At 71.5% G+C, this 25,832-nt stretch carries 21 protein-coding genes and 1 pseudogene; 7 read left to right on the forward strand and 15 right to left on the reverse strand.

Going from position 1 to position 25,832, the window contains the following annotated elements:
* Positions 1–3 precede the first annotated feature (3 nt).
* The 9 genes from ACWF7A_RS22075 to ACWF7A_RS22115 all read right to left on the reverse strand — a co-directional run bounded on the left by ACWF7A_RS22075 (position 4) and on the right by ACWF7A_RS22115 (position 8,932).
* Positions 4–2,061, reverse strand: a complete 2,058-nt coding sequence (locus ACWF7A_RS22075; protein WP_452252347.1) for a DUF3488 and transglutaminase-like domain-containing protein — start codon at positions 2,059–2,061, stop codon at positions 4–6.
* Positions 2,058–3,182 carry a DUF58 domain-containing protein gene (locus ACWF7A_RS22080; RefSeq protein WP_452252348.1) on the reverse strand — a complete coding sequence of 375 codons (1,125 nt, stop codon included), beginning with the start codon at positions 3,180–3,182 and terminating at the stop codon, positions 2,058–2,060. Before ACWF7A_RS22080 ends, ACWF7A_RS22075 begins: the two co-directional genes overlap by 4 nt.
* Positions 3,179–4,132 carry an AAA family ATPase gene (locus tag ACWF7A_RS22085; protein ID WP_452252349.1) on the reverse strand — a complete coding sequence of 318 codons (954 nt, stop codon included), beginning with the start codon at positions 4,130–4,132 and terminating at the stop codon, positions 3,179–3,181. The genes ACWF7A_RS22080 and ACWF7A_RS22085 overlap by 4 nt, the downstream gene beginning before the upstream one ends.
* 27 nt (positions 4,133–4,159) lie before the next feature.
* Complete coding sequence (locus ACWF7A_RS22090) at positions 4,160–6,754, reverse strand: fibronectin type III domain-containing protein (protein WP_452252350.1); 2,595 nt, start codon at positions 6,752–6,754, stop codon at positions 4,160–4,162.
* Between the two features lie 181 nt (positions 6,755–6,935).
* Positions 6,936–7,100, reverse strand: coding sequence for a hypothetical protein (locus ACWF7A_RS22095; protein ID WP_452252351.1), 165 nt, complete (start codon positions 7,098–7,100; stop codon positions 6,936–6,938).
* Positions 7,082–7,243: a hypothetical protein gene (locus ACWF7A_RS22100; protein ID WP_452252352.1), complete on the reverse strand. Its 162-nt coding sequence runs from the start codon at positions 7,241–7,243 to the stop codon at positions 7,082–7,084. The genes ACWF7A_RS22095 and ACWF7A_RS22100 overlap by 19 nt, the downstream gene beginning before the upstream one ends.
* Positions 7,244–7,313: 70 nt before the next feature.
* Positions 7,314–7,979, reverse strand: a complete 666-nt coding sequence (locus ACWF7A_RS22105; RefSeq protein ID WP_452252353.1) for a DUF1345 domain-containing protein — start codon at positions 7,977–7,979, stop codon at positions 7,314–7,316.
* Positions 7,972–8,313: an STAS domain-containing protein gene (locus ACWF7A_RS22110; RefSeq protein WP_452252354.1), complete on the reverse strand. Its 342-nt coding sequence runs from the start codon at positions 8,311–8,313 to the stop codon at positions 7,972–7,974. The genes ACWF7A_RS22105 and ACWF7A_RS22110 overlap by 8 nt, the downstream gene beginning before the upstream one ends.
* 1 nt (position 8,314) lies before the next feature.
* Positions 8,315–8,932, reverse strand: coding sequence for a DsbA family oxidoreductase (locus tag ACWF7A_RS22115; RefSeq protein WP_452252355.1), 618 nt, complete (start codon positions 8,930–8,932; stop codon positions 8,315–8,317).
* 73 nt (positions 8,933–9,005) lie between these two features.
* Here ACWF7A_RS22115 and ACWF7A_RS22120 point away from each other — a divergent pair, with 73 nt between their 5' ends.
* On the forward strand, positions 9,006–10,019 hold the full coding sequence (locus ACWF7A_RS22120) for a GTP-binding protein (RefSeq protein ID WP_452252356.1): 1,014 nt from the start codon (positions 9,006–9,008) through the stop codon (positions 10,017–10,019).
* On the forward strand, positions 10,019–11,107 hold the full coding sequence (locus tag ACWF7A_RS22125; RefSeq protein WP_452252357.1) for a GTP-binding protein: 1,089 nt from the start codon (positions 10,019–10,021) through the stop codon (positions 11,105–11,107). The genes ACWF7A_RS22120 and ACWF7A_RS22125 overlap by 1 nt, the downstream gene beginning before the upstream one ends.
* Here the strand turns inward: ACWF7A_RS22125 and ACWF7A_RS22130 are convergent.
* A pseudogene (locus tag ACWF7A_RS22130) lies at positions 11,098–12,195 on the reverse strand (glycosyltransferase 87 family protein); the annotation flags it as partial. The gene ACWF7A_RS22125 and the pseudogene ACWF7A_RS22130 overlap by 10 nt on opposite strands.
* Positions 12,196–12,308: 113 nt before the next feature.
* Here ACWF7A_RS22130 and ACWF7A_RS22135 point away from each other — a divergent pair.
* Positions 12,309–13,196 carry a trypsin-like serine peptidase gene (locus tag ACWF7A_RS22135; protein WP_452252358.1) on the forward strand — a complete coding sequence of 296 codons (888 nt, stop codon included), beginning with the start codon at positions 12,309–12,311 and terminating at the stop codon, positions 13,194–13,196.
* Positions 13,197–13,208: 12 nt separating this feature from the next.
* Here the strand turns inward: ACWF7A_RS22135 and ACWF7A_RS22140 are convergent, their stop codons facing one another.
* A complete protein-coding gene (locus tag ACWF7A_RS22140) occupies positions 13,209–14,327 on the reverse strand; it encodes a glycosyltransferase 87 family protein (protein WP_452252359.1) in 1,119 nt (372 codons plus the stop codon).
* 148 nt (positions 14,328–14,475) lie between these two features.
* Between ACWF7A_RS22140 and ACWF7A_RS22145 the strand changes: the two genes are divergently transcribed.
* Both ACWF7A_RS22145 and ACWF7A_RS22150 read left to right on the forward strand, forming a co-directional pair.
* Positions 14,476–16,803 (forward strand): helix-turn-helix domain-containing protein, encoded by a 2,328-nt coding sequence (locus tag ACWF7A_RS22145; protein ID WP_452252360.1) that lies wholly within the window; start codon positions 14,476–14,478, stop codon positions 16,801–16,803.
* A gap of 220 nt (positions 16,804–17,023) precedes the next feature.
* Positions 17,024–20,647 (forward strand): family 78 glycoside hydrolase catalytic domain, encoded by a 3,624-nt coding sequence (locus ACWF7A_RS22150; protein ID WP_452252361.1) that lies wholly within the window; start codon positions 17,024–17,026, stop codon positions 20,645–20,647.
* 39 nt (positions 20,648–20,686) lie between these two features.
* On the opposite strand, the gene ACWF7A_RS22155 is transcribed toward ACWF7A_RS22150, so the two are convergent.
* From ACWF7A_RS22155 to ACWF7A_RS22165, 3 genes are all read right to left on the reverse strand, one after another.
* The gene (locus ACWF7A_RS22155) at positions 20,687–21,571 is read right to left on the reverse strand and encodes an alpha/beta fold hydrolase (RefSeq protein ID WP_452252362.1); all 885 of its coding nucleotides are present in this window, start codon (positions 21,569–21,571) and stop codon (positions 20,687–20,689) included.
* Between the two features lie 75 nt (positions 21,572–21,646).
* Complete coding sequence (locus ACWF7A_RS22160; protein ID WP_452252363.1) at positions 21,647–22,558, reverse strand: RNA polymerase sigma factor; 912 nt, start codon at positions 22,556–22,558, stop codon at positions 21,647–21,649.
* 70 nt (positions 22,559–22,628) lie between these two features.
* Positions 22,629–23,480, reverse strand: coding sequence for a DUF4394 domain-containing protein (locus ACWF7A_RS22165; protein ID WP_452252364.1), 852 nt, complete (start codon positions 23,478–23,480; stop codon positions 22,629–22,631).
* Positions 23,481–23,625: 145 nt separating this feature from the next.
* On the opposite strand from ACWF7A_RS22165, the gene ACWF7A_RS22170 reads away from it, so the two are divergent.
* Complete coding sequence (locus tag ACWF7A_RS22170; protein ID WP_452252365.1) at positions 23,626–24,147, forward strand: sigma-70 family RNA polymerase sigma factor; 522 nt, start codon at positions 23,626–23,628, stop codon at positions 24,145–24,147.
* Entirely contained in the window at positions 24,144–24,773 is a 630-nt protein-coding gene (locus tag ACWF7A_RS22175) for an anti-sigma factor family protein (protein WP_452252366.1), read from the forward strand. Before ACWF7A_RS22170 ends, ACWF7A_RS22175 begins: the two co-directional genes overlap by 4 nt.
* A gap of 72 nt (positions 24,774–24,845) precedes the next feature.
* On the opposite strand, the gene ACWF7A_RS22180 is transcribed toward ACWF7A_RS22175, so the two are convergent.
* Positions 24,846–25,496 (reverse strand): fasciclin domain-containing protein, encoded by a 651-nt coding sequence (locus ACWF7A_RS22180; protein ID WP_452252367.1) that lies wholly within the window; start codon positions 25,494–25,496, stop codon positions 24,846–24,848.
* Positions 25,497–25,832: the final 336 nt, after the last annotated feature.

Genomic DNA, 25,832 nt, shown 5'->3' on the forward strand with positions numbered 1-25,832 from the left:
GGATCATCTCCTCCGCGCCGGCGCGACGGCGGCGCGAAGACGGACCTTCCGCGGCAGCACCCGCACGCCCTTGCGCACGGAACCCACCACCTGCCAGGCACGTTCGACGTGCCGGGCGTCCGGTGGGCGGCCGGACCAGAGCGCGTGGTCGACCACCCCGCCCAGTTCGCCGAGCTCGTGGCCCACCCGGGGATCGAGGACGTCCGCCGTCTCGCGGGCGATCTCGCGCATCGTCATTCCCGTGGTGACGGGCAAACCGTGTTCCCGCAACACGTCGTGCACCTCCTGCGCCGCGCCGACGACCGCCTTGCGCGGATCTCCCCGGCGACGGCCGCGTCGCCGGAGCACCTTCGTCAGGGGTACGGCGAGAGCGGCGAGGACCACGAGCACACCCAGCACGAACGCGATGAGCAGCACCCAGTTCATCGGCTCCTGAACCGGAGGCGTGGGGAGCTGAGGCGTCGTCGGCTGGACCTGGTCCTGCTCGATCGTGTCGCTGGCGTCGGGGATCTTCTGCTGTTCCGGGGGTTTCGGCCGGGCGGTGTCCTGCTTGACCGCCGCCACCGTGCCGCTGGGGTCGAGCGGGACCCAGCCGACGCCCGCGACCGCGATCTCGGGCCACGCGAAGGCGTCCTTGTTGCGCACCACTCGGTTGCCGTCCCCGTCGAGCGCTTCCGCACCACGATCGCGGAACCCGACCGCGAGCCGGGCGGGGATCCCGTGCAGCCGCGCGAGAACGACGTACGCCGACGCGAACTGCTCGGTCGTGCCGCGCTTGCTGGCGGTGAGGAAGTGCAGCAGCTGCGGGTACGCCCTGCCGGTCGGCAGGTCGTCGCCTTCCGCGACCTTGTAGTTGTCCTGGAACCACTTCTCCATCGCGAGAGCGCTCGCGAACGACGGCCCGGTGTCGCCCACCGCGTCCTTCACCAGCGCGTCGAGTCCCTCCGGGACGTCGTTCAGGCCACCGGCCCGTGCTCCCAGCGAGTACGACGAGTAGTCCTCCCGCCGGGTCTGCGGTGCGCGCCAGAGGAGTTCGTAGGTGCCGGTCGCGGCGGCGGTGATCAGAACACCGGTCTCGGGGTCCACCGCCGGGTCCAGGCCGTGCACGGCCGCGGTCCGCGACTGGGTCGGCAGCCACAGCGGTGCGGCGGCGTCGCGGATGATCGTGGCCTGCGACAGGCGGGTCGGCACGGTGACCGCGGGGTCGGCGGGAAGCTCGGCGCCCAGTGCGCGGAACCCGCCGTCGCGGTACCAGGTCACGCCGTCGAAGCGGTCGAAGACGGCGAGCGTCCACCGGTCGACCTCGGCCTGGCTCCGGACCCGGAACACGGCCTGCTCCGGGTCGGCGAGCCGGCCGCCCATCTCGTCGAGCGGGCTGACCAGTGCGGCGGGCAGCTCCGGCGGCTTCCGGTCGTCGTGCAACGAAATCGGCGTGCCCAGCGCGGGCATCAGCACGCCCGCGGCGACCAGTGCGACCGCCGTCGCGGCAGCCGCTGTCGCCCGCAGGGTCGTCCGCGACAGCACGGCCGAACCGAGCACCAGCCCGGCGACCGCCCCGTACGCCAGCGCCCACGCGACGGCGTCCGCACCGCGCATCGCCACGAAGGCCTGAGCCAGCACCAGCACGGTGACGCTCGGCAGGAGCGCGAGCAACGGACCGGTGCGGCGCAGCAGTTCCAGCCCCAGCACGCAGGCCAGCAGCACGAGCACCGGCACGAACAGGACCAGCCGGGGTTCCGGCCGCGCCGGCCACGTGCTCTCCAGCGCGGCACGCCACCCGTTGAGCACTCCGTCGCCGAACACCGCGAGGTCCCCGAGACCGGGCACGCCGCGCGCGACGACGAGCTCGAACACCACGACCAGTCCGGCCACGAGCACGATCGCCGGGCGCCAGGCCGCGAGCGAGGGCTTGCGCGTCGCGAGTTCATCGGCGAGCACGGCGACGACCGCCACGCCGGCCAGCGGCAGGATCAGCGCGCCGAGACTGAAGACGGGGGCGAACAGCAGGCCCGCGACCAACGCCGCCGCCACGACACCCCAAGCGCCGACACGCGTTCTCATCCCCGGCCTCCCCGGTTCCACAGCGCCACGGCCGAGGCCGCGTCCGCCGCGACGATCCTCCGCACCCCGGCGTGGTTCTCGGCCGCCGGATCACCGGCCAGGTCGATCACGGTCGTGGTCGCACCCCAGCGCGTCAGCGACGCGATCACGTCCGGCGTCGCGCGGTGCGTCACGAACACCAGGTGGCCCGCGGACCCGCCGCCGAGCCCGTCGAGCCGGAAGCCCTCCGCGGACTGCCCGACCTCGCTCAGCACCTCGAGGATCCGCCGGCTGCCCGCCGCGCCGCCGGTGGTGTCGACCCCCGTGCCGGTCGCCATCCGGACCGTGGTGTGCAGGCCGTCGGACGCGGACGCGTGGGCCAGCGACGCCACGACCTCCACGGCGGCCTCGAACAGCGCGGGATCGAACACCTCGGCGCGGTCGTCCAGCACGACCGTGCAGCGCACCTCGTCCGGGTCGACCATGTCCCGCACCATGAGCTTGCCGGTGCGCGCGGACGCCTTCCAGTGCACGTGCCGCGGTTCGTCGCCGGTCACGTACTCCCGCAGCGAGCGCAGCTCGGCCGCGCCGCGCTGGGACGTCAGCTCGACCAGTCCCTCGTGGCTGTGCCTGCGCACGCCCGCCGCGACGCTTCCGGCCGCGTGCAGCCGCGGATGCACGTGCAGGACCGACGTCTCGCCCTTCAGCACCCTGTTGCGCGCCAGCCCGAAGGCGTCCTCGCGCTCGAACGCGACAGGACCGACGACCAGCTTGCCGCGCTTGTGCGTCGGCAGGGAGTAGGTGTGCCGGGACGACCTGCCCGGCGCGAGCCTCGGCACCGGGACCAGCTCCTCGCCACCGTCACGCCGGTCCCGGGCCACCACGGCGGGCGATCGCCGTGAGGACGCGTTGCGCACGATGATCTGGGCCACCGCGGCCTGTCCCGCCTCCACCCACGCGGGGTGGATGTCGCGTTCGGGTTCGACGTCGACCTTGCCGCTCGTCACCACGAGAGACGCGAGAACCGCGGCCGCTCCGGCGACACCGAGCAGCAGCACCAGCGTGTGTCCGAAGTGGACTCCGAGGACGCCCAGCACCACCGAGGACAGGCCGAGGCCGACACCCCGGGCGGTGAGTCTCATCGGCGGCTTCCGACCGGGCTGATCATCGCCAGCACCGACCGGACCACGTCGGCGGCGGTCCGGCGGGCCAGCTCCGCCTCCGGGGTGAGGATGAGCCGGTGCTCGAACACGGCGTGCGCGACCTGCTTCACGTCGTCGACGACCACGAAGTCCCTGTTCTCGATGGACGCCCACGCCCGTGCCGCGCGGAGAAGCGCGACGCTGCCTCGCGGGCTGACACCGTGCAGGACGTCGGCGTGCTCCCGCGTCGCCGTCGCGAGCTGCACGATGTACGCGCACACGTCGGAGTCCGCGTGCACCCGCCGCACGCCCTCGATCGCCATGGCCAGGTCGCGCAGCTCCACGACGGACGGCAGGCGGTCCGGCGTCATCTGCTCGCTGTCGGCCAGCAGCACCTGCACCTCGGCATGCGGCTGCGGGTACCCCATCGACACGCGCATCAGGAACCGGTCGAGCTGCGCTTCCGGCAGGCGGTAGGTGCCGGCCAGCTCGATCGGGTTCTGCGTGCCCACCACCATGAACGGCCGCTCCAGCTGGTAGCGCTGCCGGTCGTTGGTCACCTGGCGCTCGGCCATGACCTCGAGCAGCGCCGACTGGGTCTTCGGGGTCGCGCGGTTGATCTCGTCGGCGAGCACGATGTTCGCGAACACCGGACCGGGGTGGAAGCGGAACTCGCCCTCACCCTGGTGGTACATCGAGGTGCCGGTGATGTCGGAGGGCAGCAGGTCCGGCGTGAACTGGATGCGGCTCCAGCTGCCGTGCACGCTGCGCGCGACGCAGTGCGCCAGCGTGGTCTTGCCGAGGCCCGGTTTGTCCTCGATCAGCACGTGGCCCTCGGCCAGCAACGCCGTGAGCACGAGCCGCACCACGTCGGGCTTGCCCTGGATGACCCGCTGCACGTTGGCGGCGATCCGGTTGTACACGACAGCCGGGTTGATGGCGGCGTCCATGACGTGACCGTCCTTTTCAGACTCTGCTTACCAGGCGACGACGTTCGACGGGACACCGTCAACCCTGACCGCGACCTGCTGTTTCATGCCGTAGTAGCAAACTGCGCTGCTCGCGCTTCCAGCCCCGTTGGTGGTCAACGTGTAGTTGTAGTAGCTGGCGCCTGGTGGCGAGTCGCAGTTCACCGTGAAAGTCCTGTTGGGAGCGAAGTTGCGCACTTCGACCTGCAGGAAGTTGCAAGGTGCTTTGCAGTTCGACTGGACAGTCGCGCCGCCCTTGGACAGCGTGACTTCCCGTGGTGGTGGGGGCGGGTCGTTGGTGCGCACGGACGCGTGTCCGCTCGCCGGCCCACGACCGTAGGAGTTGCTGCCCTCGACGTAGATGTCGTAGGTCGTCGCGTAGGCGAGGCCGCCGACCGTGATCGCTTGTGCGCCACCACATCCGCCGGTCCACCGCGTGGCGCCGTTGAACACGACGTGGCACGTGACCGCACCGCTGCCGCGGGCGTCGACGTTGACGTTGACGTTGATCTGCCGGTCGCCCGACGATCCGGCACCCGTCAGGTGCACCAGCGGCGAGGTGCCGGGCGTCGCGGTGGCCGTGGCACTGGCACCCGTCGCCTGCGGTCCTGAAGTCTTGCCCATCTCCCGTGTCAGCGCGTGCACGGTGATGGTGTGTGCGGTGCCGTTGGCCAGGCCGGTGTAGGTCGTGGACGTCGTCGTGACCGTCCGGCTCGGCAGTCCGTTGCCCGCCACGACGTAGCCGACGAGGTCGCCGCCGCCGAGGTCGGGTTCGGTCCACGCCAGCGCCAGCGTGCCGTCGCCCGGGGTCGCGGTGAACGCTCCCGGCGCCGTGGCGGGCTGGTAGGGCGTGACACCGTTGCTCTCGGGCGACTCCTTGCCGGTGAGGCCCAGGTCGTTCGTCGCGGTCACCTTGAACGTGTACCGCTGGCCCACCTGCAGCACTCCGGCGGCGACGGTCGCGCTCGTGCCGGTGCTCGGCTGCGCGGGCGAGGTGCTGCCGTCCGCTCCCGCCGCCGTGACGGAGTACGAGGCGACGTCGTGGCCCTGGCCGTCCGCGGCCTGCCACGTCACGGCCACCGAGCCGTCCGCCGCGGCCTCGGCGCCCACGTCCGACGGCTCGCCCGGGATCTCCGAGCTCGGTTTCACCGGTGACGAGTCGGTGGTCGGCCCGCTGCCCGCGCTGTTGGTGGCGCCGACCGTGAAGACGTACGTGGAACCGTTGCGCAGCCCGTCGATCCGTGCCGACAGGTCGTTGCCGGCAACGGTCCTCGCACCGCTCGTCCCGTTGCCCGCCGTTGCTCTCCAGGTGATCTGGTAGCTGGTGATGGCACCTCCGTTGGCGGGCGCGGCGGCCCACGACAGCGACACCTCGGAGTTGCCCGGCTGCGCCGACACGGAGGCGGGCGCGCCCGGAGGAGCGGCGGGCTTCGCGGGGTCGGCGGGCTTGGGTGCCGGAGGAGGAGGCGGCAGCTGGGCCTGCGGCGGCACGACCGGGGCAGTCTGCGCCTTGGGCGGGGTCTTGGCGTTCACGTCGACCTGGCTGACCTTGCCGTCGACGTCGACGACGAGCAGCCGTTCCCCGGCCACGTCGTCGACGTACACGCGGCCGTCCTCGCCGCGCGTCATCCGCGAGCGCCCCTGCCCGAGTTCCGTGGTCGACCGGGGGCGGCCGTCCGCTCCGAAGGTGAGCAAACGGTTGCGCGTGTGGTCGAGCACGCTGACGGCTTCCTTGGAGGACACCGGTTTGCTGTAGTCACCGGGTTCGAGCGCGATCGGCACGGCGGGCGACGCGGTGCGCCCGGCCCGCACGCCGCTGACGTCGGTCAGCAGCAGCACGTCCCGGTCCTGGTCCAGCACCGGGAGCCGGCCCGCGACACCGTGGTCGGCGACCTGGGCGCGTTCGGGCAGCGTGACGCCGAGCTGGACGGCCTTGCCCAGTCCCGACTCCGACAGGACGTGCGCGGCACCGGACACGACGTCGACGAAGACCGCGTCGTCACCGACGACCGACAACGCGCCGGAGTGTCCATCCGGGACGGACGCGGGGCACTTCACGTCGGACTGGTCCCGCTGCAGACGGCACAACGCGCGGTTGTCCGGGCGGTTCACCCAGACCGTGCCCTCGGGCGTGGCGACGGGATGCGTCACCTCGCCGCCGACGGCGACCTTCGTCATGCCCTTGCCGAACCGCACGATCGTGCCGGCGCGCTGGTACACGAGGTACGGGCCGCCGACGACCTCGATGCCGACCGGCTCGTCCCCGATGTCGACGGCGACGGAGTCGTCCACGGTGAGCTTGGACTTGCCGAACACGACGACCTTGCGCCCGGCCACGAGGTAGACGTCGCGATCCCCTTGCACCGCCTGCGATCCGGGATCGGCGTCGACCCCGTCGATCTTGGCGTCGACCTGCTTCGTGCCACCGTCGACGTGCAGCAACGCCTTCTGCGCCGCGTTGTAGACCCAGTGCCCGACCTGCTGGAACGCGAGGGCGGGCTGTGAGGTCCCGGTCGACAGCACCACGATCACGGTGCCCGCCACCAGCACTACCGCCGTCCACAACGCCACGACCGTGCGAGAAGCCCTCTTAGCCCTGTCCATGCCCTCGATCTCGTCCCGTCGGTCGCCGCATGACCGCTATAGCGTCGGCAGGGGGCGAGCCGTTACGAGGACGACGTTGCTCCATCCGCGTGAACCTCGGCATTCCATTCCACGTGGCAACGATTGTCCTAAGTGGACTGGACAGAGGCCGGGGTCGAAAGTGGACACGGCGTTCGGCCTGCTATGCAAGGGCGGCGGAGCCGTCCCACCGCAGCGCGAACCCCGCGAGCGCACCGGCGGCGGTGACGACGCTGGCGACCACGACGGCGGCGGACAACGCCAACGTTTGCGCGAGCAGCGGACCGGCCACGGCACCGGCCAGCGTCGTCAGCGCCTCGGCGGGCAACGCGACATCGAGCCGAAGAGGACGAGGAACGCCACGGTGGTCACGAACTGGCTCGCCGCGAGCAGGTGGCGTGGCCACACCCGGCCGGCCAGCGGGCGGCCCAGCACGGCGCCGGGCAGGAACCCGACGCCGAGCGCGGACACCACGCACCCGCGCCTGTTCGCACCAGGAATCCCGGGACGTGGCGGCGCGGTTGGTCAGAGCACGCTCTGATCACTGGCTGGAGATGCTCGCGACCAGGTTGATCGTCATCGCCAGCACGCCGGTGCCGAACAGGTACGACAGCAGGGCGTGCTTCAGGGCCGTGCGGCGCATCTCGCGACCGGACAGGCTCGTGTCGGACACCTGGAACGTCATGCCGATGCTGAACGCGACGTACGCGAAGTCGCCGTAGTCCGGCGGTTCGGGCTGGTTGAAGTCGATGCCGCCGTCCGCGCCGTAGTAGTAGAGGCGGGCATAGCGCAGGGTGAAGATCGTGTGCACGACCATCCACGAGAGCACCACGGACAGCACGCCGAGGCCGACGCGCAGCAGTTCGGAACCACCGCTCGTGTGAGCCGCACGGGCCAGCACGAAGCCTACGGACACAAGGCTCGCCAACGCCGCCACGAGCAGCACAACCTCGGTGACGCGGCGGGTGGGGTCGTTGCGAACGGCGTGCTGCGCGGTCTCCTCCGCGTCCATCGGCCAGACGACCATCCACGCCCGGACCAGGTACACGAGCGTCGCGACGTCCCAGCCGACCAGGAGGCCGAACTCGCCCTGGCCCGCCAGTGTGACGGCGAGGCCGCTGGCCAAGCCCGCCGCGATCGCCACTACGACCGTCGTGCGGGCCAGCACGATCCCGTCCGGCAGCGGGCGGGACGGCAGGTCAGGCACGGAGCGCCGCGTCCAGGTCGAGGTAGAGGTCCAGGGTCTCGTTCAGCAGGGTGGCCTTCAGCGCGCGCAGCACGCTGCCCCGCGGCGACACCAGCCTCAACGCGGTGCCGCGCTCCTCGCCGCGCTGGTGGTACTCCACGAGCACGGAGAGGCCCACGGACGCGAAGAACTCGACGCCGCTGAGGTCCAGCACGACGGGGACTCCCTCGGCGAACGCCTCGGAGAGCTTGTCGCGCAACAGTTCCGCGGTGTACGAGTCGACCTCGCCCTCGGCCCGCAGCACGACGACGCCGGAGGTCTTCTCCGACTCGACCTTCAAAAGCACCTCGTCCATCTCACGCCTCCCAAGCCTGCGTCAGCGCCTGCTCGAACAGCTCTACCGGCTGCGCACCGGCGACGGCAAGACGTCCGGCGAGGGCCACGAACGGCACGCCGGAGACACCGAGCTCACGGGCGCGCTGCTCGTCGGCGCGCACCTCGTCGGCGTAGGCGGAGGGGTCTTCGAGCACCGTCTTCACGTCGGCGGCGTCCAGACCGGCCTCGACCGCGATCCCGGACAGCGACTCGGGCGTGAACAGCGACCGCGCGTGCGCGAAGTTGGCGGTCAGCACGGCGTCGAGGACCTGCGGCTGGACACCCTTCTCCCCCGCCAGGTGCAGCAGGCGGTGCACGTCGAACGTGTTGCCGACCTCGCGGTCCAGCCGGTAGCCGAGGCCCTCGTCGCGCGCGAGCTGCGCGACGGACTCCTCCATCTCGGCGGCGCGCGGGCCGAACTTGGCGGCGAGCATGTCCTGCACGGACTCGACGCCGGCCTTGGACGGATCCAGCTCGAACGCGCGGTGCACGACCGTCACCTCGGCGCGGTGCTCGAAGCCCGCGAGCGCCTTGTCGAAGCGCGCCTTGCCGATGTAGCACCACGGACAGATGACGTCAGCCCAGAACTCGACCTGCATGGATCGATCATGTCACGTCGGCGTCGGCACGTCCGTTCAGAAACGATAATCGTTGTCATGTAGGCTGCGGGCCATGGCAGCACGGGTCGTATTGGTAGCCGGGTTCACCCACCACGACGTCGCAGACGAGCTCTGGCGCGCGTCACCGGAGTCGTCGCTGGTCAGGCACGACCTGAGCGGCCTCGCGGACGGGGTGGTGCGGCGCTGGGCGGACGGCCGGCTCACCGTCCTCGAGCTCGCGCACGGGTGCGTCTCGTGCACGTTGCGGCTGGACCTGATCCCGTTGCTCGAGGGGATCGACGGGCGCGTGATCGTGCAGCTCGACCCGATGCTCGAACCCGAGGCCGTCTGCTTCGCGCTGAGCGAGACCGAGGTGGAGGTCGAGGCGGTGGTCACGGTGATCGACACCGCGACCTGGCTCGACGACGCGACCGGCGCCGACTCGCTCGCGGACCGGGGCATGCGCGCGGCCGAGGGCGACGAGCGGACCGTCGCGCAGGTCGTCGTCGGCCAGGCGGAGTTCGCGGACGCCCTGGTGCTGACCGGTCCCGCCGACCCGGTGCTGACCGCCGTGCTCGACCGCCTCACCCCGCACGCGCCGCGCCGGCTCCTGCACGACCTCGACGTCGTCGCGTTGCTCGGTGCGATCCCCGCCACCTCCCGGCGCGGCGAGGTCGACGACGGTTTCGGGTCGCTGCTGTTCGGGCGCCCGTCGCTGGAACCGGCGCACGGCGTGTCCGTCGTGCACTTCACCGACCGCCGCCCGTTCCACCCGATGCGGCTGCACGACTGCATCGACGTGCTGCTCGACGGCGTGGTGCGCGTGCGCGGCCGGGTGTGGGTGGCGAGCCAGCCCGACGACGCGCTGTGGCTCGAGTCCGCGGGTGCCGGGCTGCGGGTGGGCAACCTGGGGCCCTGGGAGGGCGACCGCGACCAGGAGGTCGTCGTGATCACCCGGTCCGCCGACGCCGCCGGGATCACCGCGGCACTCCGGTCGGCCCTCGTCACCGACGAGGAGCTCGGCCTGATCACCGAGCTCGACTTCGCCGACCCGTTCGCCGACTGGCACGAGGAGATGGAACTCTGATGCGCACCCCCGTGACCGTGCTGTCCGGCTTCCTCGGCGCCGGCAAGACAACGCTGCTCAACCACGTGCTCGCGGGCCGCGAGGGCCGCCGGGTGGCGGTGATCGTGAACGACATGAGCGAGGTCAACATCGACGCGGCGCTCGTAGACCGCAGCACCGAACGGCTCGTCGAGCTGACCAACGGCTGCATCTGCTGCACGTTGCGCGAGGACCTGCTGGACAGCGTCGGCGAGCTGGCGCGCTCGGGCCGGTTCGACACGATCCTGGTCGAGTCGACGGGCGTCTCCGAGCCGATGCCGGTGGCGGCGACGTTCGAGTGGACGTTCCCCGACGGCACGAGCCTCTCCGACCACGCGCGGCTCGACACGATGGTGACGCTGGTCGACGCCTCGGGCTTCCTGCGCGAACTGGCCGCGGGCGACGTCTCGGACCTGCTCGTCGACCAGGTGGAGTTCGCGAACGTGCTGGTCGTGAACAAGACCGACCTCGCAGAGGACCTCCCGCGGCTCGACGCCGTGCTGCGGCGGCTCAACCCGTCCGCCCGGCTGTTGCACACGCGCCGGGGTGCCGTCGACCTCTCGGACGTGTTCGACACCGGTCTCTACGACCCGGTCACCGCCGCGCAGGCACCGGGCTGGGCCGCCGAGCTCGCGGGCGGGCACACGCCGGAGACCGAGGAGTACGGGATCAGGTCGGTCACCTACCGCGCGTCACGGCCGTTCCACCCCGCCCGGCTCGCCGAGGCGCTGAGCGACTGGGAAGGTGTGTTGCGCAGCAAGGGTTTCTGCCACATCGCGTCCCGGCCGGACGTGCTGGCCGTGTGGTCGCAGGCGGGGCCGAACCTCGTCATCGAACCCGGCCAGCTGCTCGACGAGCCCGTCGCCCGCCAGGAGCTGGTGTTCATCGGGGTCGACCTCGACGTGACGGAGCCGGCTCAGCGCTTGGACCCCGCGCTGCTGTCCGACTCCGAGCTCGCGGCCGGGCCCGAGGTGTGGCGGACGTTCGCCGACCCGTTGCCGGAGTGGGACCTCGACGACCTGCACGACCACGCGATCATGCCCAGCGTGACCAGTGCGAGTGCCGGGTAGACCCAGCCCAGCGCGGCGAGCGGCCACGGCCTCGGGATCTCCCAGATGGACGGTTGCAGGTCGATCAGGATCGTGATGACGTCCGAGCAGACCGCGACCGTCCACACCGCCGCCAGCGCAACGTTGCGGCGTCCGTACACCAGCCACAGGACCAGCGGGATCACCCACAACCAGTGGTGGCTCCACGAGATCGGCGAGACGAGCAACCCGAACAGCTGCACGGTGACCACGGCGGCCACCGTGTCGTTCGCGCGCACGGCGGCCCTGAGCGCGAACCCGGTCAGCACGGCCGACACCACGACCGCGAGCAGCCACGGCCAGGACGTCTCCACGTCGTGGCCCAGCGAACGCGAGAGAGCACCGCGCAACGACTGGTTGATCACCGAGCCCACCGGCCCGACCCGGTCCGCCGCGCCGAGCAGCTCGAACCAGTAGCGCCACGAGTCCCCGGCGGACACCAGGAAACCCAGCCCCACGGTGACCGCGAAGCCCGCGACCGACCACAGCGCGGCCTTCCACCTGCGCGTGACCAGGAAGTACAGGCCGGAGATCGCGGGTGTCAGCTTCATCCCGGCGGCCACACCGACACCGAGCCCCGCCACCGCCTGCCGGACGGCGACCATCGCCGCGAACGTCCCGGCGATCAGCACCAGGTTGATCTGGCCGAAGTCGAGGGTCTTGCGGACGGGCTCGAACCACAGCGCGACGGCCGTCCACAGCAGGGCGCGGCGCTTCCACGTGCCGTCGTACGTCTGCTCCCCGCGTGCGGCCAGCAGCTTCAGCGCCGTGCGGACGAGCCACCACAGGCAGACCAGCGACAGCACCTGCCAGACGACCCGCGCGGCGACCCACGGCAGCGCGGAGAGCGGCAGGAACACCGCCGCGGCGAACGGCGGGTAGGTGAACGGCAGCGGGAAGTCGGCCGTGAACGGCATGTCGATCGAGTAGAGCTGGTCGCGCAGCACGTTGGGCGCGAGGCTCCAGTAGACCCTGAGGTCGATCATCCCCCAGTTCGCCGTCGCGGCGTAGACGCCGAGCGACAGGCACAGCACCAGGGGCGCGAACCTCAGCACACGCTGTTCGGACACGGAATCCCTCCACCGGCCCTGACGGGCACGCCGAACATCATCCCAAAAGCTGGTTTCGGAGCACGCGGGGTGCCTCCGCGCAACGGTCGTCCTCAGTGGAACGTCCCCTGGTCATGAGGTGGAAAGCACTGAGCACGACCGGCGTGATCCTCGCCGCGGCCCTGGTGGCGGCCCCGGCCGAGGCCTCCGCGGACCAGGTGGTGACGAAGGTGCCCGAACGGGACCGCGCCGCCGCCCTGGCCCACTGGACGCCCGAGCGGATGAAGGCCGTCGGCGACGGTGACCTCCCGCCCGCCGAGCAGATCTCCCAGCCGTACGAGGGCAACGCGCCGGGCGTCGGCAGGTTGTTCCTGTCGAACTCACTGGGCCAGGACCAGTCCTGCACCGCCACGGTGGTGCCGAGCGCGACGAAGGACGTCGTGCTGACGGCCGGGCACTGCGTCAACGGCGGACTGGACCGGTGGGACAACCCGATCAAGATCCTCAACGTGGTGTTCGTGCCCGGCTACGACCGCGGGGCACGGCCGCACGGGGTGTTCACCGCGCGCGCCTTCGCCTGGTCCGCCACGTACAGCGGCCCGACCAGCGGGCTGGACGACGACGCGGTGATCGCGCTCGACCCGGTGGACGGCCGGCACGTCGAGGACGTGGCGGGGTCGCAGGACGTGTCGTTCGACGAGGTGCCGTCGCCGGTCGAGGCCACCGCGCTGGGCTATCCGGTGTCCCGGCTGGCACGGGGCGAGGCGCTGCTGTCGTGCGCGCGCCCGGCGACGTTGGAGGTCAACTCGGTGATGTCGGCCTGGGAGACGGACTGCGATCTCGCCGGTGGCTCCAGCGGCGGGCCGTGGCTGCGCGACTTCGACCCTGCCACGGGCAAGGGCACGATCTTCTCGGTCACCAGCCGCGGCACGATGAACGGCGACCTCGTCACGACGGACCTCAGCGGGGCGAAGCTCACCGACGCCGTGCGGAGGTTGTACGAGAGCGCCGACCGGCTCTGACCGGCCGCGCGGTCACCGTGCGGTGGCACGGTGGACAGCCGCCGCGGGGGCAGGGGGTCGAGCCGGCGGACGTGTCACCGGCCTGAAAGCCAGCAGCCCCAACGCGATGAGGGTCAGCCACACATAGGTGTCGAACTCGTGCAGCCGCGTGACGAACACCAGGAACACGGCCGCGAAGGCGGGCCAGGCGTTGCCGCGCAGGGCGAGGAACACCAGTACCGGCACGCACCACACCCAGTGGTGCAGCCAGGAGACGGGCGAGGCAAGCAGTCCGGCACCCGCGATGACGAACAGCGCAACGAGGTCGTCGCGGGTGCGCCGGGCGACGACTACCGCGCCCGCGACCACGACGGCGGCGAGCACCGCCCACAGCACCGTCTCGACACCGGGAGAGAGACCGAACCCGCGCAGCAGGCCGCGGATCGACTGGTTCGTCGACAACGACATGTCGCCGATGCGGTCGGGGTTCAGCAGCGAGTGCAGCCAGTACTGCGCCGAATCCTTTGGCGCGACGAGGAATCCCGCCGCGACCAGGCCCGCGAACGTCACCACCGAGGTGATCGCGGCCCGCCAGTCGCGCTTGACGACGAAGTACAGCACGAAGATCGCGGGCGTCAGCTTGATCGCCGCCGCGACACCGATCAGCACACCGCGCCACCGCTTGTCCTTCACCAGCAGGACGTCCGTCACGACCAGTGCCATGAGGAACAGGTTGATCTGACCGTAGCCGTACGTCGTCCACACCGGGTCCAGCGCCAGCGCGCCGATCGCCGCGAGCGAGCCGACGGTCCACTTGAGACTCGGCCGGACCTTCGCCGCCACCGCGACGCACACCGCGGTCAGCGCGGCGAACCCGGACGCGACCACCAGCAGGTTCTGCCACGTTCCCGGCACGAATCCCAGGCCGCTGAACAACACCGCCGCGATCGGCGGGTACGTGAACGGCAGCTCGGGGTCGAGCGGCGGGCCGGTGAACCCGGCGTACAGCGGACGGCCCTCGCGCCACGCGAGGCCGCCGAGCCGGTACACGTCGAGGTCGATCGGGTAGTGACCCGACCAGGTGATCAGCAGCCACACCAGGGCGGCCGGCCAGAGCGCAGCAGAGAGCCGCTGAGGAGAAGCAAGGGGCACGTTTCGAAGCTATTCACGGCGAACTTCGTTCACCTTGCTGAACAACCGGCAGAACCACCGGCAGAAGTGCTTCCGCGAAGCAGCTTCCGCCCTGCGCCGGACGTCTACCAGGAGGCATGATGCGCAGGGAACGAAGAGGGGGCGCGTAGTGAGCACGACCGCGTTCGGGGACTTTCTCCGGTTCTACCGATCGCGTGTTCCGCTGACACAGGAAGAACTGGCGGACCGCACCGGTCTGAGCACGCGCGCGATCAGCGACATGGAACGCGGCCGCACGCTCAGCCCGCAGTACCGCACCGTCCAGTTGCTGGTCGGCGGTCTCGGGTTGCGCGACGAGGAGGCGGCGGAGTTCACCGCGCTGGCCAGGGCCAGCCGGGTGGTCGCGGCCCAGGATCGCCCCGAGGCTCCGTTCGCGACGTCCTGCTCGTTGCCACCGGTGCTCCTCGAACTGACGGGCCGCGAGACCGAGAAGGGACTTCTGGACGGCTTCGCCGAGGACGCCTCGTCGTCCTCGCGGCTGCAGATCGCGGTGGTGCACGGCGCCCCGGGCTCCGGCAAGACCGCGCTGGCCGTCGACGCGGGCCACCGGCTGGGCGCGAGGTTCACCGACGGCTGCGTGTTCCTCGACCTGCGCGGCACCGACCCGGAACCCCTCACGCCGGACAAGGCGGCGCACCGGCTGCTGCGCTCGTTCGGGGTGGACGAACGCCAGATCCCGGCCGACCCGGACGACCTGCTGTCGCTCTACCGCTCCCAGCTGCGCGACCGCACGGTGTTGCTGGTCCTCGACAACGCGGCGAACGAGGCGCAGGTCCGCCCGCTGCTCGCCTCCAGCCCCGGCACCCTGGTGCTCCTGACCAGCCGCCGCACCCTCACCGGCCTCGACGCCCGGCACCGCCTCCCACTGGAGCTGCTCCCCCTGCACCGTTCCGTGGAGTTGCTGCGCGCCGTCACCGGCCCCGAACGCCTGGCGGCCGAACCGGAAGCGGCCGAGCGCGTCGCCGAGCTCTGCGGGGGAATGCCGCTGGCGTTGCTGATAGCGGGCAACCGGCTGACGAGCAGACCACAGTGGACGATCAGCCACCTCGCCGGGCAACTGGAGGACGAGGAACGCCGCCTCTCCGTGCTGCGCGCGGGCGACCTGCAGGTGCGCGCGGCGTTCGAGATCTCCTACCACCAGCTCAGTCCGAACGCCGCGACGCTGTTCCGCAGACTCGCGCTGGTCCCGAGCCCTGACGCGAGCGCGGCACTGGCCTCCGCCCTGACCGGCGACGCCGAGGAGGCGCTGGAAGAGCTGGCCGACGCCTCGTTGCTCGGCATCAGCGAGACGCCGGGCCGCTACACCCGCCACGACCTCCTGCACGTCTTCGCCGCCGAACGCCTGGAGCTCGACGACACCCCGGACGCCGTCGAGGAGGCGCGCACCCGCCTGCGCCACTGGCTCCTCGACACCGCCACCAGGGCCGCCCGCTTCTTCGACCACGACGTCCCGGCCGAAGGAGCGGGCCCGGTGCACGACAAGGACTCCGCCTCCCGCTGGCTCGACCTCGAGCTGGAGAACTGGCGCACCGCGGCGAAAGAGGCCGTGGACGCCGGCGAGGACGACCGCGTTCTCGCCCTGGCGCAGGCGATGCACTGGTACTCGGACATGCACGGCGTTGGCGAACTGTGGCGCGAGGTGTTCCAGGCCGGCGCCGACGCGGCAAGGCACCTGGGCAACGCAAGGGACGCCGCCGAACAGCTGAACTACCTCTCGTGGGCGCTCTACGCGTTGTGCGGGCGGCCCAACGAAGCCCTGACCGCACATGAGGAAGCCGCCGCGCTCCCGGCCGACACGATCACCGAGGCGTGGACCTGCTACTACGGCTCGGCGATCCGGCGCCGCCTGGGCGAGCCCCGGGCGGCGGTCGCTCTGGGCCGCCGGTCCGTCGTCCTGTTCGAGCAGGCCGGCTACCGCATCGGCGAGAACCTTGCCCTGTCCCTGCTGGGCCTCATGCTGCGCACGGCGGGCGACCTGCCCGGGGCCGCCGAGGTGCAGCAACGCAGCGTCGACCGGCACCGCAAGGCGGACGGCGACGACGAACTGCTGTCGATGCTGCTGATCCGGCTCGCCACGACCCTGGCCGCCGCGGGCCAGGTGATCGCCGCCCTGGACCTGTTCGACGAGGCGGAGTCGTTGTTCCGCAGGCACTCCAACACCGCCGGCACCGCCCGCGTGCAACATCACCGCGGCCTGGTGCTGATGGACGCGGGCCGCCTCGGCGAGGCGCGGGAGCAACTGCTGGCGGCGCTGGGCGAGGTGCGGCTGTCCGACCAGCGCGTCGAGGTCCTGGACCGGCTGGCCGCCCTCGCCGACGCCGCCGGGGACGCGGCGGAGGCCCGTTCGTTCCGGGTGCGGGCGCTGGCGGAGTGCGACCGCTACGACACACCGGCGGTGCGGGTGACGGCGGCGAAGCTGGTGGCGGCGCTGCGCTGATCCCTTCGGCCGTCGGCGTGGAGGTTGCGCCCCGATGACGGGCGTGCATTGACGAGGTAACCGGCCGAGCCCTAGGGTCGGTGAAGCGTGAAATTGAAACGTTTCAATCGGCCGCCTGCGTTGTCAGAACTCCACCAGCCAGGAGAACGCGATGCGAAGTCGATCCCTGCTGCACGCTCCCACAAGACTACTCTGCGCAATAGTTTCAGCACTCTTGGTCATGGCCACGGTGGTCGCGGTGCCCGCCGCGGCCGCTCCCGCCGACCTCTCCGAGGCGCGCTGGATCTGGTACCCCGAGGGCGACCCGGCGGTCTCCGCCCCTGCCGAGACCCGCTTCTTCCGCCGCACCTTCACCCAGCCGGCCGGGCAGGTCGGCGAGGCGCGGCTGCTCGTCACCGGCGACGACACGGTGGACGTGTGGCTCAACGGCGAACCGCTCGCCGCGTCCGCCCGCTACTCGAGCTCGTGGCAGCGTGCGATCTCCGTCGACCTGCGTTCCGCTCTCGTGACCGGCACGAACACCCTCGCGGTCGCGGTGCGCAACACCACCGCCGGCCCGGCGGGGCTCGTCGCCCGCGCGCGGATCGTCACGGGTGGTGCTGCCGTCGACCTCGTCACGGACGGGAACTGGAAGGCCGGCCGGAGCGCGGGGGAGGGCTGGGAGAAGCCCTCGTTCGCCGACGGTGCCTGGCCTCGGGCCGCGGACCTCGGTGCGTACGGGGCCGAGCCGTGGGGCAGTCAGGTGACGGTGGCCGATCCGGGCGAGGCCTCGCCGTTGTCCGTCGCCTCGATGACGACGGAACGGCGGGTCGCCCCGCTCGGCGTGGACGCGAAGCGGCCCCGGTTCGGCTGGACCCTCACCTCCCCCGGCCAGCGGCAAGGCAGCTACCAGGTGCTGGTCGCGAGCACTCGGGCGCTGGCCGACGCCGGGACCGGTGACGTCTGGGACAGCGGGCGGGTGCACGACGAGCAGTCCGTCGACGTCGCGTACGGCGGTTCGGCGCTGAGGTCGCTGACCGCGTACCACTGGCGGGTGCGCGTCTGGGACGCCCAGGGACGGGCGGGCGGGAGCGCGGTCTCGTCGTTCGAGACCGGGCTCTACACCGTCGGCTCGGAATGGCGCGGGGCCTTCATCGGCGGTCCCGCCGGGCAGGGCCTGGACGGCGCCTCGTGGATCTGGTTCCCGGAAGGCTCGCCCACCAGCGGCGTTCCGGTGATGACGCGGTACTTCCGCAAGACGTTCACGCTGCCGTCCGTTCCGGCGACGGGCGCGCTCGCCGTCACGGCGGACGACACGGCGACGGTGTGGCTCAACGGCGTGAAGATCTACTCCAGCCCGCAGGTCGCGGACTCCTGGAAACGGGCCGGCGTGGTCGACCTCTCCGGCAGGCTGCGCGCGGGCACCAACACCATCGCGGTGGCGAGCGCCAACACCTCGGACTCCCCCGCCGGACTCGTCGCCAAGCTGACGGCCGGTGACGTCGTGGTGCCGACGGACGGGACCTGGAAGGCGTCCACCCAGTCCCCGGACGGCTGGGAACAGCCGGGGTTCGACGACAGCGGATGGCCCCAGGCCCGGTCGATCGCCGGCATCGGCGGCGCGCCGTGGGGTGACCAGGTCACCGTTCCCCAGCCGGCTCCGTTGGTGCGCAAGGGTTTCGCGGTGACCAAGCCCGTGCGCAGCGCTCGGTTGATCACCACCGCGCTCGGTCTGCACGAGACGCAGCTCAACGGTGCCAAGGTCGGCGAGGACGTGCTGGCTCCGGCGTGGACGGACTACAACAAGCGCGTGCAGTACAAGGTGCACGACGTCACGAGCCGAATTCGCCAGGGCGACAACGCTCTCGGCGCGTGGATCGGCAACGGCTGGTACTCCGGCAGTCTCGGCATCGGCGGCAACCGGCTCTACGGCACGCAGCCGTGGTACTCGGCCCAGCTGCTGCTGACCTATGTGGACGGTACGACGCACACCGTTGCGACGGACGGGACCTGGAAGTACCGGGCCAGTCCGATCATCGCCGACGACCTCTACCACGGTGAGCACTTCGACGCCCGGCTCGTGGTGCCGGGCTGGGACGGGCCTGGGTTCGACGACAGCGGCTGGCGTCCCGCACAGGTGCGGCAGGGCGCGTCGCCCAACCTCGTCGCGCAGGTGGACGCGGGCACGAAGGTCCAGCAGGACCTGCGGCCGGTGGCGTTGACGCAACCCAGGCCGGGTGTGTGGGTCTTCGACCTCGGCCAGAACTTCTCCGGCTGGAACCGCCTGCGGGTGCAGGGTCCCGCCGGCACCACGATCACCCTGCGCCACGCGGAGGTCCTCAACCCCGACGGCACGCTCTACACCACGAACCTGCGGGCGGCCCAGGTCACCGACCAGGTCGTGCTCGCGGGCACGGGCCAGGCCGAGACGTTCGAACCGAGGTTCACGGTCCACGGCTACCGCTACGTCGAGGTGACCGGCCTGCCCGGCACGCCGACGCTCGACACGATCACCGGGCGGGCGGCCTGGACGAACGGCGAGGAGATCGGCGGGTTCGACACCTCGGACTCGATGCTCGACAAGCTGCAGCACGCCATCGTGTGGGGACAACGCTCGAACATGCTCTACGTCCCGACCGACTGCCCGCAGCGCGACGAGAGGCTGGGCTGGACGGGCGACATCGCGTCGTTCGCGCCGACGTCCACGCACAACATGGACCTGTCCGCGTTCCTCGACAAGTTCACCGACGACATGGTCGACGCCCAACGCTCCGACGGTGCGTTCACGGACGTCGCGCCCAACGTCAGCAACATGGGCGCGGGCACGGCGGCCTGGGGCGACGCGGGCGTGATCGTGCCCTACACCCTCTGGCAGCGCTACGGAGACCTGCGCGTGGTCGAGGACAACTTCGCCGCCATGACGAAGTGGGTCGACCACCTGCGGTCCACGGCGGACGCCGACCTCATCCGCGACCGCGGCGGGTTCGGCGACTGGCTCAACGTGAACGACGACACGCCGAGGAACGTCATCTCGACGGCGTACTTCGCGTGGTCGGCGCGCCTGGTGTCGCGGATGGCGCAGGCCATCGGCAGAACGGCGGAGGCGGCCTCGTACGGCACGCTCGCCGACCAGGTCTCGGCCGCGTTCACGGCGAGGCTCGTGGCCGCGGACGGCACGGTCTCCGGCAACACCCAGACGGGACACGCCCTCGCGCTGGCGTTCGGGCTGGTCCCCCAGAACCGGGTGCAGTCGGTGGTGGACAGGCTCGTCGCCAGGGTGCGCGCCGCGAACAACCACCTGACGGTCGGGTTCGTCGGGGTGTCGCACCTGCTGCAGGTGCTGGCCGACCACGGACGGGCCGACGTCGCCTACCAGGTGCTGACGCAGCCGGACTACCCCGGCTGGGGCTACATGGTGGGCAAGGGAGCGACGACGGTGTGGGAGCGGTGGGACGGCATCCGGCCGGACGGGTCGTTCCAGGATCCGGGGATGAACTCGTTCAACCACTACGCGATGGGGTCGGCCGGCGACTTCCTCTACCGCACCGTGGGCGGGCTGAGCCCGGCCTCTCCCGGGTTCCGGTCGTTGCTCGTGGCGCCGAAACCGGGCGGTGGGCTCACGTCGGCGAAGTCGTCGCACCGCACGCCGTACGGTCCGGCGCTCAGCGAGTGGAACACCTCGGGAGGGCGCTTCACGCTCCACCTCGTCGTGCCCACCGGGACGTCGGCCGTCGTGCGCGTGCCGGCGTCGAGTGCGGCGGCGGTGACGGCTCCGGCCGGGGCCGTCCCGCTCGGGTACGGCTCCGGGGTGGCGTCGTTCCACGTGCCCGGCGGTGACCACGTCTTCACCGCACCCGCCGTCTGACGACTCGGGCGCGGGGTGGTCCACCCCGCGCCCGGCCGGTCACCTGCCGGCGAAGTCCAGGACCGCGTCCGCGAAGGCGGCGGGTTCCTCGACGTGACCGAGGTGCCCGCTGTTCTCCAGGACGACGAGCCGCGAGTCCGGGATCAGCTCGTCGAGCTCCTCGGCCCAGCGGACCCCGCACACGACGTCGTGCCGTCCGACGATCACCAGGGCGGGCACCGCGAGAGCGCCCAGCGCCTCCCGGTCGTCGATGGTCTCGGGAACGAGGTGCTCGTCGAGGCTCGAGATGTGCGACCCGGTGATCGCCGCGCGCAGCGGTGCGAACTCCGCCTCCCTGCCCCAGTAGTCGGCGAGGTAGGCGGGCAGCAGTCCGCGAAGGGCCTCCCCCATCTCCTGGTCGTTGGAGATGGCACCGGTCGCCTGCAACGAGGCGAGCACGGACGGCAGTTCGGGGTTGTCCGCGTTCGCGCGGGCGAAGACCTCCACCGCGGCCATCGCCTCGGCGACGTGCTCCGGCCCGGTCAGCGGCGCGCTCTCGTACAGGACGACGCCGGTGACGCGGTCCGGGTGCTTCAAGGCGAAGTGCTGCACGACGAACCCTCCGTGGGAGTGCCCGAGCAGGTGCGCCGACGCCAGTCCGAGGTGGTCGAGCAGACCGAGGAGCGCCTCGGTGTAGCGGTCGCGGGTGTAGCCGTGCGGGTGCGAGTCGAGACGGCCCGAGCCGCCCGTGCCGATCGGCTCCACGTAGACCATCGTGAGGCGGCTTTCCAGAGCGGGCGTGCGCAGGTACTCCCAGAACACCCCCGGTCCACCGGGGTGCGTGAGGCAGACCGGGCCGGTGCCGTGCACGTGGTAGCGCTGGACCACCCCGCCGATCTCGGTGGTGTGGGTTCCTGCGGCCAACGGGTTCACGGTGCTCTCCATTCGAACGGTGTGGATGACACCGGCAAGACGGGGAGAGCGGGCGAAAGTTCGATCCGCGAGGTGTGACAGCCGCCACTACGCCGAGGCGGCGGGGTGGAACAGGCGCAGCTGGCTCACCCGGCGGTCGTCCAGGGTCATCACCCAGGTCACGGCGGGCGGGCAGTGCTCGGGGTCGTCGGCGGGGTTGAGGATGTCCATCTCCCAGATGGTGATGTCCGGGCCCACGACCGTGTCCGCGAACCGCTGGCGGACTCCGGCCTCCAGGTCGCAGGCCGCGCCGCGCACGAGGAACTCGCGGTCTCCCACCGGGTCGCGGCCGTCGAACAGCATGGCGCCGGGCGCCCACCGTTCGGCCATCAGCGTGCCGAGCCGGCCCCGGTGCATCGCGTCGAGGGTCTCGAGCCCCTCCGCACGACTGGCCGCGGCGAGTGCGGCGGCGTCGTCGTGCGCGGTGGCCGCGGTGGCGTCGAGCGCCGCGCCGAGCTTGGCGCGGGCCTGGCTCAGACGGCTGCGCACCGTGCCCACGGGCACGCCGCAGAGAGTCGCGATCTGCTCGTAGGTGTTCGCGCTGCTGAAGTGCCGCAACAGCACGGTCATGCGCAGCGCCGGGGTGAGCTCGCCCAGCGCGTGCCAGAGCCAGTCCCTCATCGCGTGCCGTTCGACGATCCGCTCCGGACTCTCGTCGCTGACGGGCTCGGTCAGGGGGCGCGACAGACCGGCCGAACGCACCCTCGTGCGGCACCCGTTGCGCACGATCATCCGCAGCCAGGCACCGACGGCGGCCGGGTCGCGGACGTCCCCGATGCGGCTGAGCGCGACGAGCATCGCGTCCTGCACCGCGTCCTCGGCGTCCGGTCCGTGCCCGGCGACGCTCAGCGCCACCGCCCGCATGCCCGCCTCGTGCCGCGCCAGCAACACCCCCAGCGCGGCCACGTCACCGGCCTGGGCACCACGGGTGAGCTCCTCGTCCGTGGGCAGCTCGGCCACCGACTCGCTCCTCCTGCTCCGGGATCGGCACGGGAGTCGTGCCGATCCCAGGCTACGTCGGCGCGTCCGGCTACCGGGCGAACGCCAGGCCGACGACCTCGCCGCCCGCGAGCCCGACGACCGACGCGCGGCCGGTCTCCAGGTTGATCTTCACGAGCACCGAGCCGCCCAGCAGCGACAGGCCAGGACGCACGGCGGCGAGGGCGTGGTGACGGCCGTCGACGGTCGCGATGTCGAAGCCGTTGGCCTTGTCGACGTCGAGCCCGAGCCTGCCGACGGTGAAGAGCTGGCCGGTGTTCGGCGAGACGACCGGGGTGACGCCGGCGGCCGTGCCCTGGGTGACGAGCGAGTCCTTGGCGCTGTCGAGGTCGTAGAGCGTGGTGGACGTCGCGCCGGCGACGCTGTTCGTGTACCCGGCCGCGGACACCTTGGGCGTGGAGCCCGCCGCACGGTCGCCCGGCGCGTAGGCGAGGGCGCCGTCCGTCCCGGCGAGCGCGCCCGTGTCGGGGACCAGGCGCAGGTTCTGGCCGGTCGAGGTGACCAGGCGGATGCGGTCCACGGTGGGGTTGAAGTCGAACCCGACCGCCGTGCCGTCGAGCGCGACCGGGGACCCGACGGCGGTGGCGCGGCCGGTGCGGGCGTCGAGGGTGTAGAGCTGGCCCGAGCGTCCGATCGCGTAGAGGACGCCGGTGGCGGGCCGCACGTCGAGGCCCGCCAGCTTGTCGTGGGCCTTCAGACCGGTGACGCGGACCCGGTGCTGGGCGAACAGCGGAGACGACCACGTCCGGGTGCTGAGCACGCCGTCGCCGGTGAGCAGGTGGACGCGGAGGTCGTCGCGGGACGCCGAGGCGGGCGCCACACCGAGCACGCCGGCGAACAGTGCTGCCGCCGCGGCGATGGCGGTCGTGCGTGCGATGCGCATGGTTTCTCCCAAGGGCTGTGAACGCGGAACACGGGTGTGTACGACGCGTCCACGGCCCGCGTTGAAGCGCGAACCGAACAAATCAGACCCATCCGGCCGGAGCCCGGCGCCGAACTGGCTTGCAGGGAGCGGCGACGGGGAGCTCATGGCGATCATCGGCAAGCGGGCGGATCTGGACCTCCGGGACGTCTACGCCGCGCATGGCCAGGAGATCTACCGCTTCGCGCTCCGGCAGCTCGGAGACGGGCAGGCGGCGGAAGAGGCCGTGCAGGAGGTGTTCCTGAGAGCCTGGCGGTCCGCCGGACGGTTCGACCCGGAGCTGGCGAGCCTGCGCGTGTGGCTGTTCGCCATCGCCCGCAACGTCGTCGTCGACGAGACGAGGGCACGTGCCCGGCACGAACGGCGGCTGCACGCGGTGGCGGCCGCCCCGCCCGCCACCATCTCCGACTTCGCCGACTCGGTGCTCGACCAGCGCCTCGTGCAGGAGGCGCTGCTGAAGATCAGCGACAACCACCGCGTGGCCCTGGTGGAGACTTACCTGCGCGGAAGGTCCTACCGGGACGTCGCCGCCGAGGTGGGCGTCTCTCAGGTGACGCTGCGCAGCCGGGTCTTCTTCGGGTTGAAGGCGCTGCGGCTCGCGATGGAGGAGATGGGGGTGCGGTGGTGACCGACTTCGTGCACCGGCGGCGGACCGAGCTGCTCGGCGCCTACGTCCTGAACCACCTCGAGGGGCCCGAGCTCGCGGCGGTGCTGGACCACCTCGACGACTGCGCGGAATGCCGGGCCACCGTCGCGGAACTGGCCCCCGTGGCACGTGCGCTGTCCGGCGCGAACGCCGACGACGTCACGGCGCCCGCACACCTGGAGGACCTGGTCGTGCGGCGGATCGACGCCCAGCGCGGACGACGGACGCGCACCAAGGTCCTGCTCACCGCCGCGGCCGCCGTGGTCGTCGCGGGAGCGGCCTGGTGGTACCTGCGCCCCGCCGTGCCGCTCGAACCGGTCGCGCTCGTGCAGGCTCCGGGAGTGACCGCCGAGGCCGCCATCGTCCCGCACACGTGGGGAGTCGAGATCAAGCTCGACGGTCACGGGTTCGCCGCCGGGCAGACCTACCGGGTCGCCGTCACCGGGACCGACGGCGGCGAGGTGTCCGCGGGCTCGTTCCTCGGTACCGGCGCGAACACCATGCACTGCAACCTGAACAGCTCGGTGCTGCGCGCGAACGCGTCCGGCTTCGTCGTCCGGGACGCCTCGGGCGCGATCACGCTGTCCTCGACGTTCCCCCGGCCCTGAGAAAGGGAGAACTCCGGGAACCGCAAGCCCGTCGCGGTTCCCGGAGTCCCGGTACTGCCACCCCTGGAGATGTCAGGCGGGGAGCAGCACCGAGTCGATGAGGTACACGGTCGCGTTCGCGGTCTTCACGCCACCACAGATCACGTTGGCGTCGTTGACCTTCAGCGCGTCCTTGGAACCGGTGACCTTGACGGTGCCGGTCTGCACGGTCTTCTGGTCGCCGGCGATCTTGTCGGGCGTGATCTGGCCGGGGACGACGTGGTAGGTCAGGATCTTGGTCAGCAGCGCGTCGTCGGTCTTGAGCTTCTCGATCGTCGCGGCGTCGATCTTCGCGAACGCGGAGTCCACCGGCGCGAAGACGGTGAACTCGGCGCCGTTGAGCGTCGAGACCAGGTTGACCTTCGGGTTGAGCTTGCCCGACACGGCGCTGACCAGCGTCGTGAGCAGCGGGTTGTTGCTCGCGGCCACGGCGACCGGGTCAGCGGCCATGCCGGACACGGAACCCGCACCGGACGGAACCTGCTTCGCGTAGTCGGCACAGCCCGGGCCGACGAGGTTCGCGGCCGGGTCCGCCATCGCGGCGGACGACTGCGTGGTGGTCGTGGTGGGCGCGGCGCTGGAGGAACCGCTGCTGGCCATGTCACCCGAGCCGCAGGCCGCGCCGAACAGGGCGAGTGAGACGGCGCCGACGGCGAGAACGGTGTTGCGGACGGTCTTGTTCATGACGGTACTTCTCCAAGAGGTGAACGGGGAGGTTGCTGCTGGGGATTCGCCGCCCCTCGGGAGTCGGATGGGTGCAGTTACCGACCCGTTACCAACAAATCCACGAATCTCGCGTGACCAGCGCAAACGTCTTTCCGTCCACAAGCGACGATCGGTCCCGTTCACTCTTTCGTGTTACCAGGCACTTCCTCGGCGCGGGCAGTCCTCGACGCACTCGGGTGATGAGGCGGGGGGGGGGGGGGCCCCCCCGCCCCCGACAAAGGCGGCCCCCCCCCCCCCCCCCCCCCCCACAAAGTAAATAAAACCCCCAACAACCCCCACCGCCCCAACAAAAAC

The sequence above is a fragment of the Lentzea sp. NPDC055074 genome, from assembly GCF_053608005.1.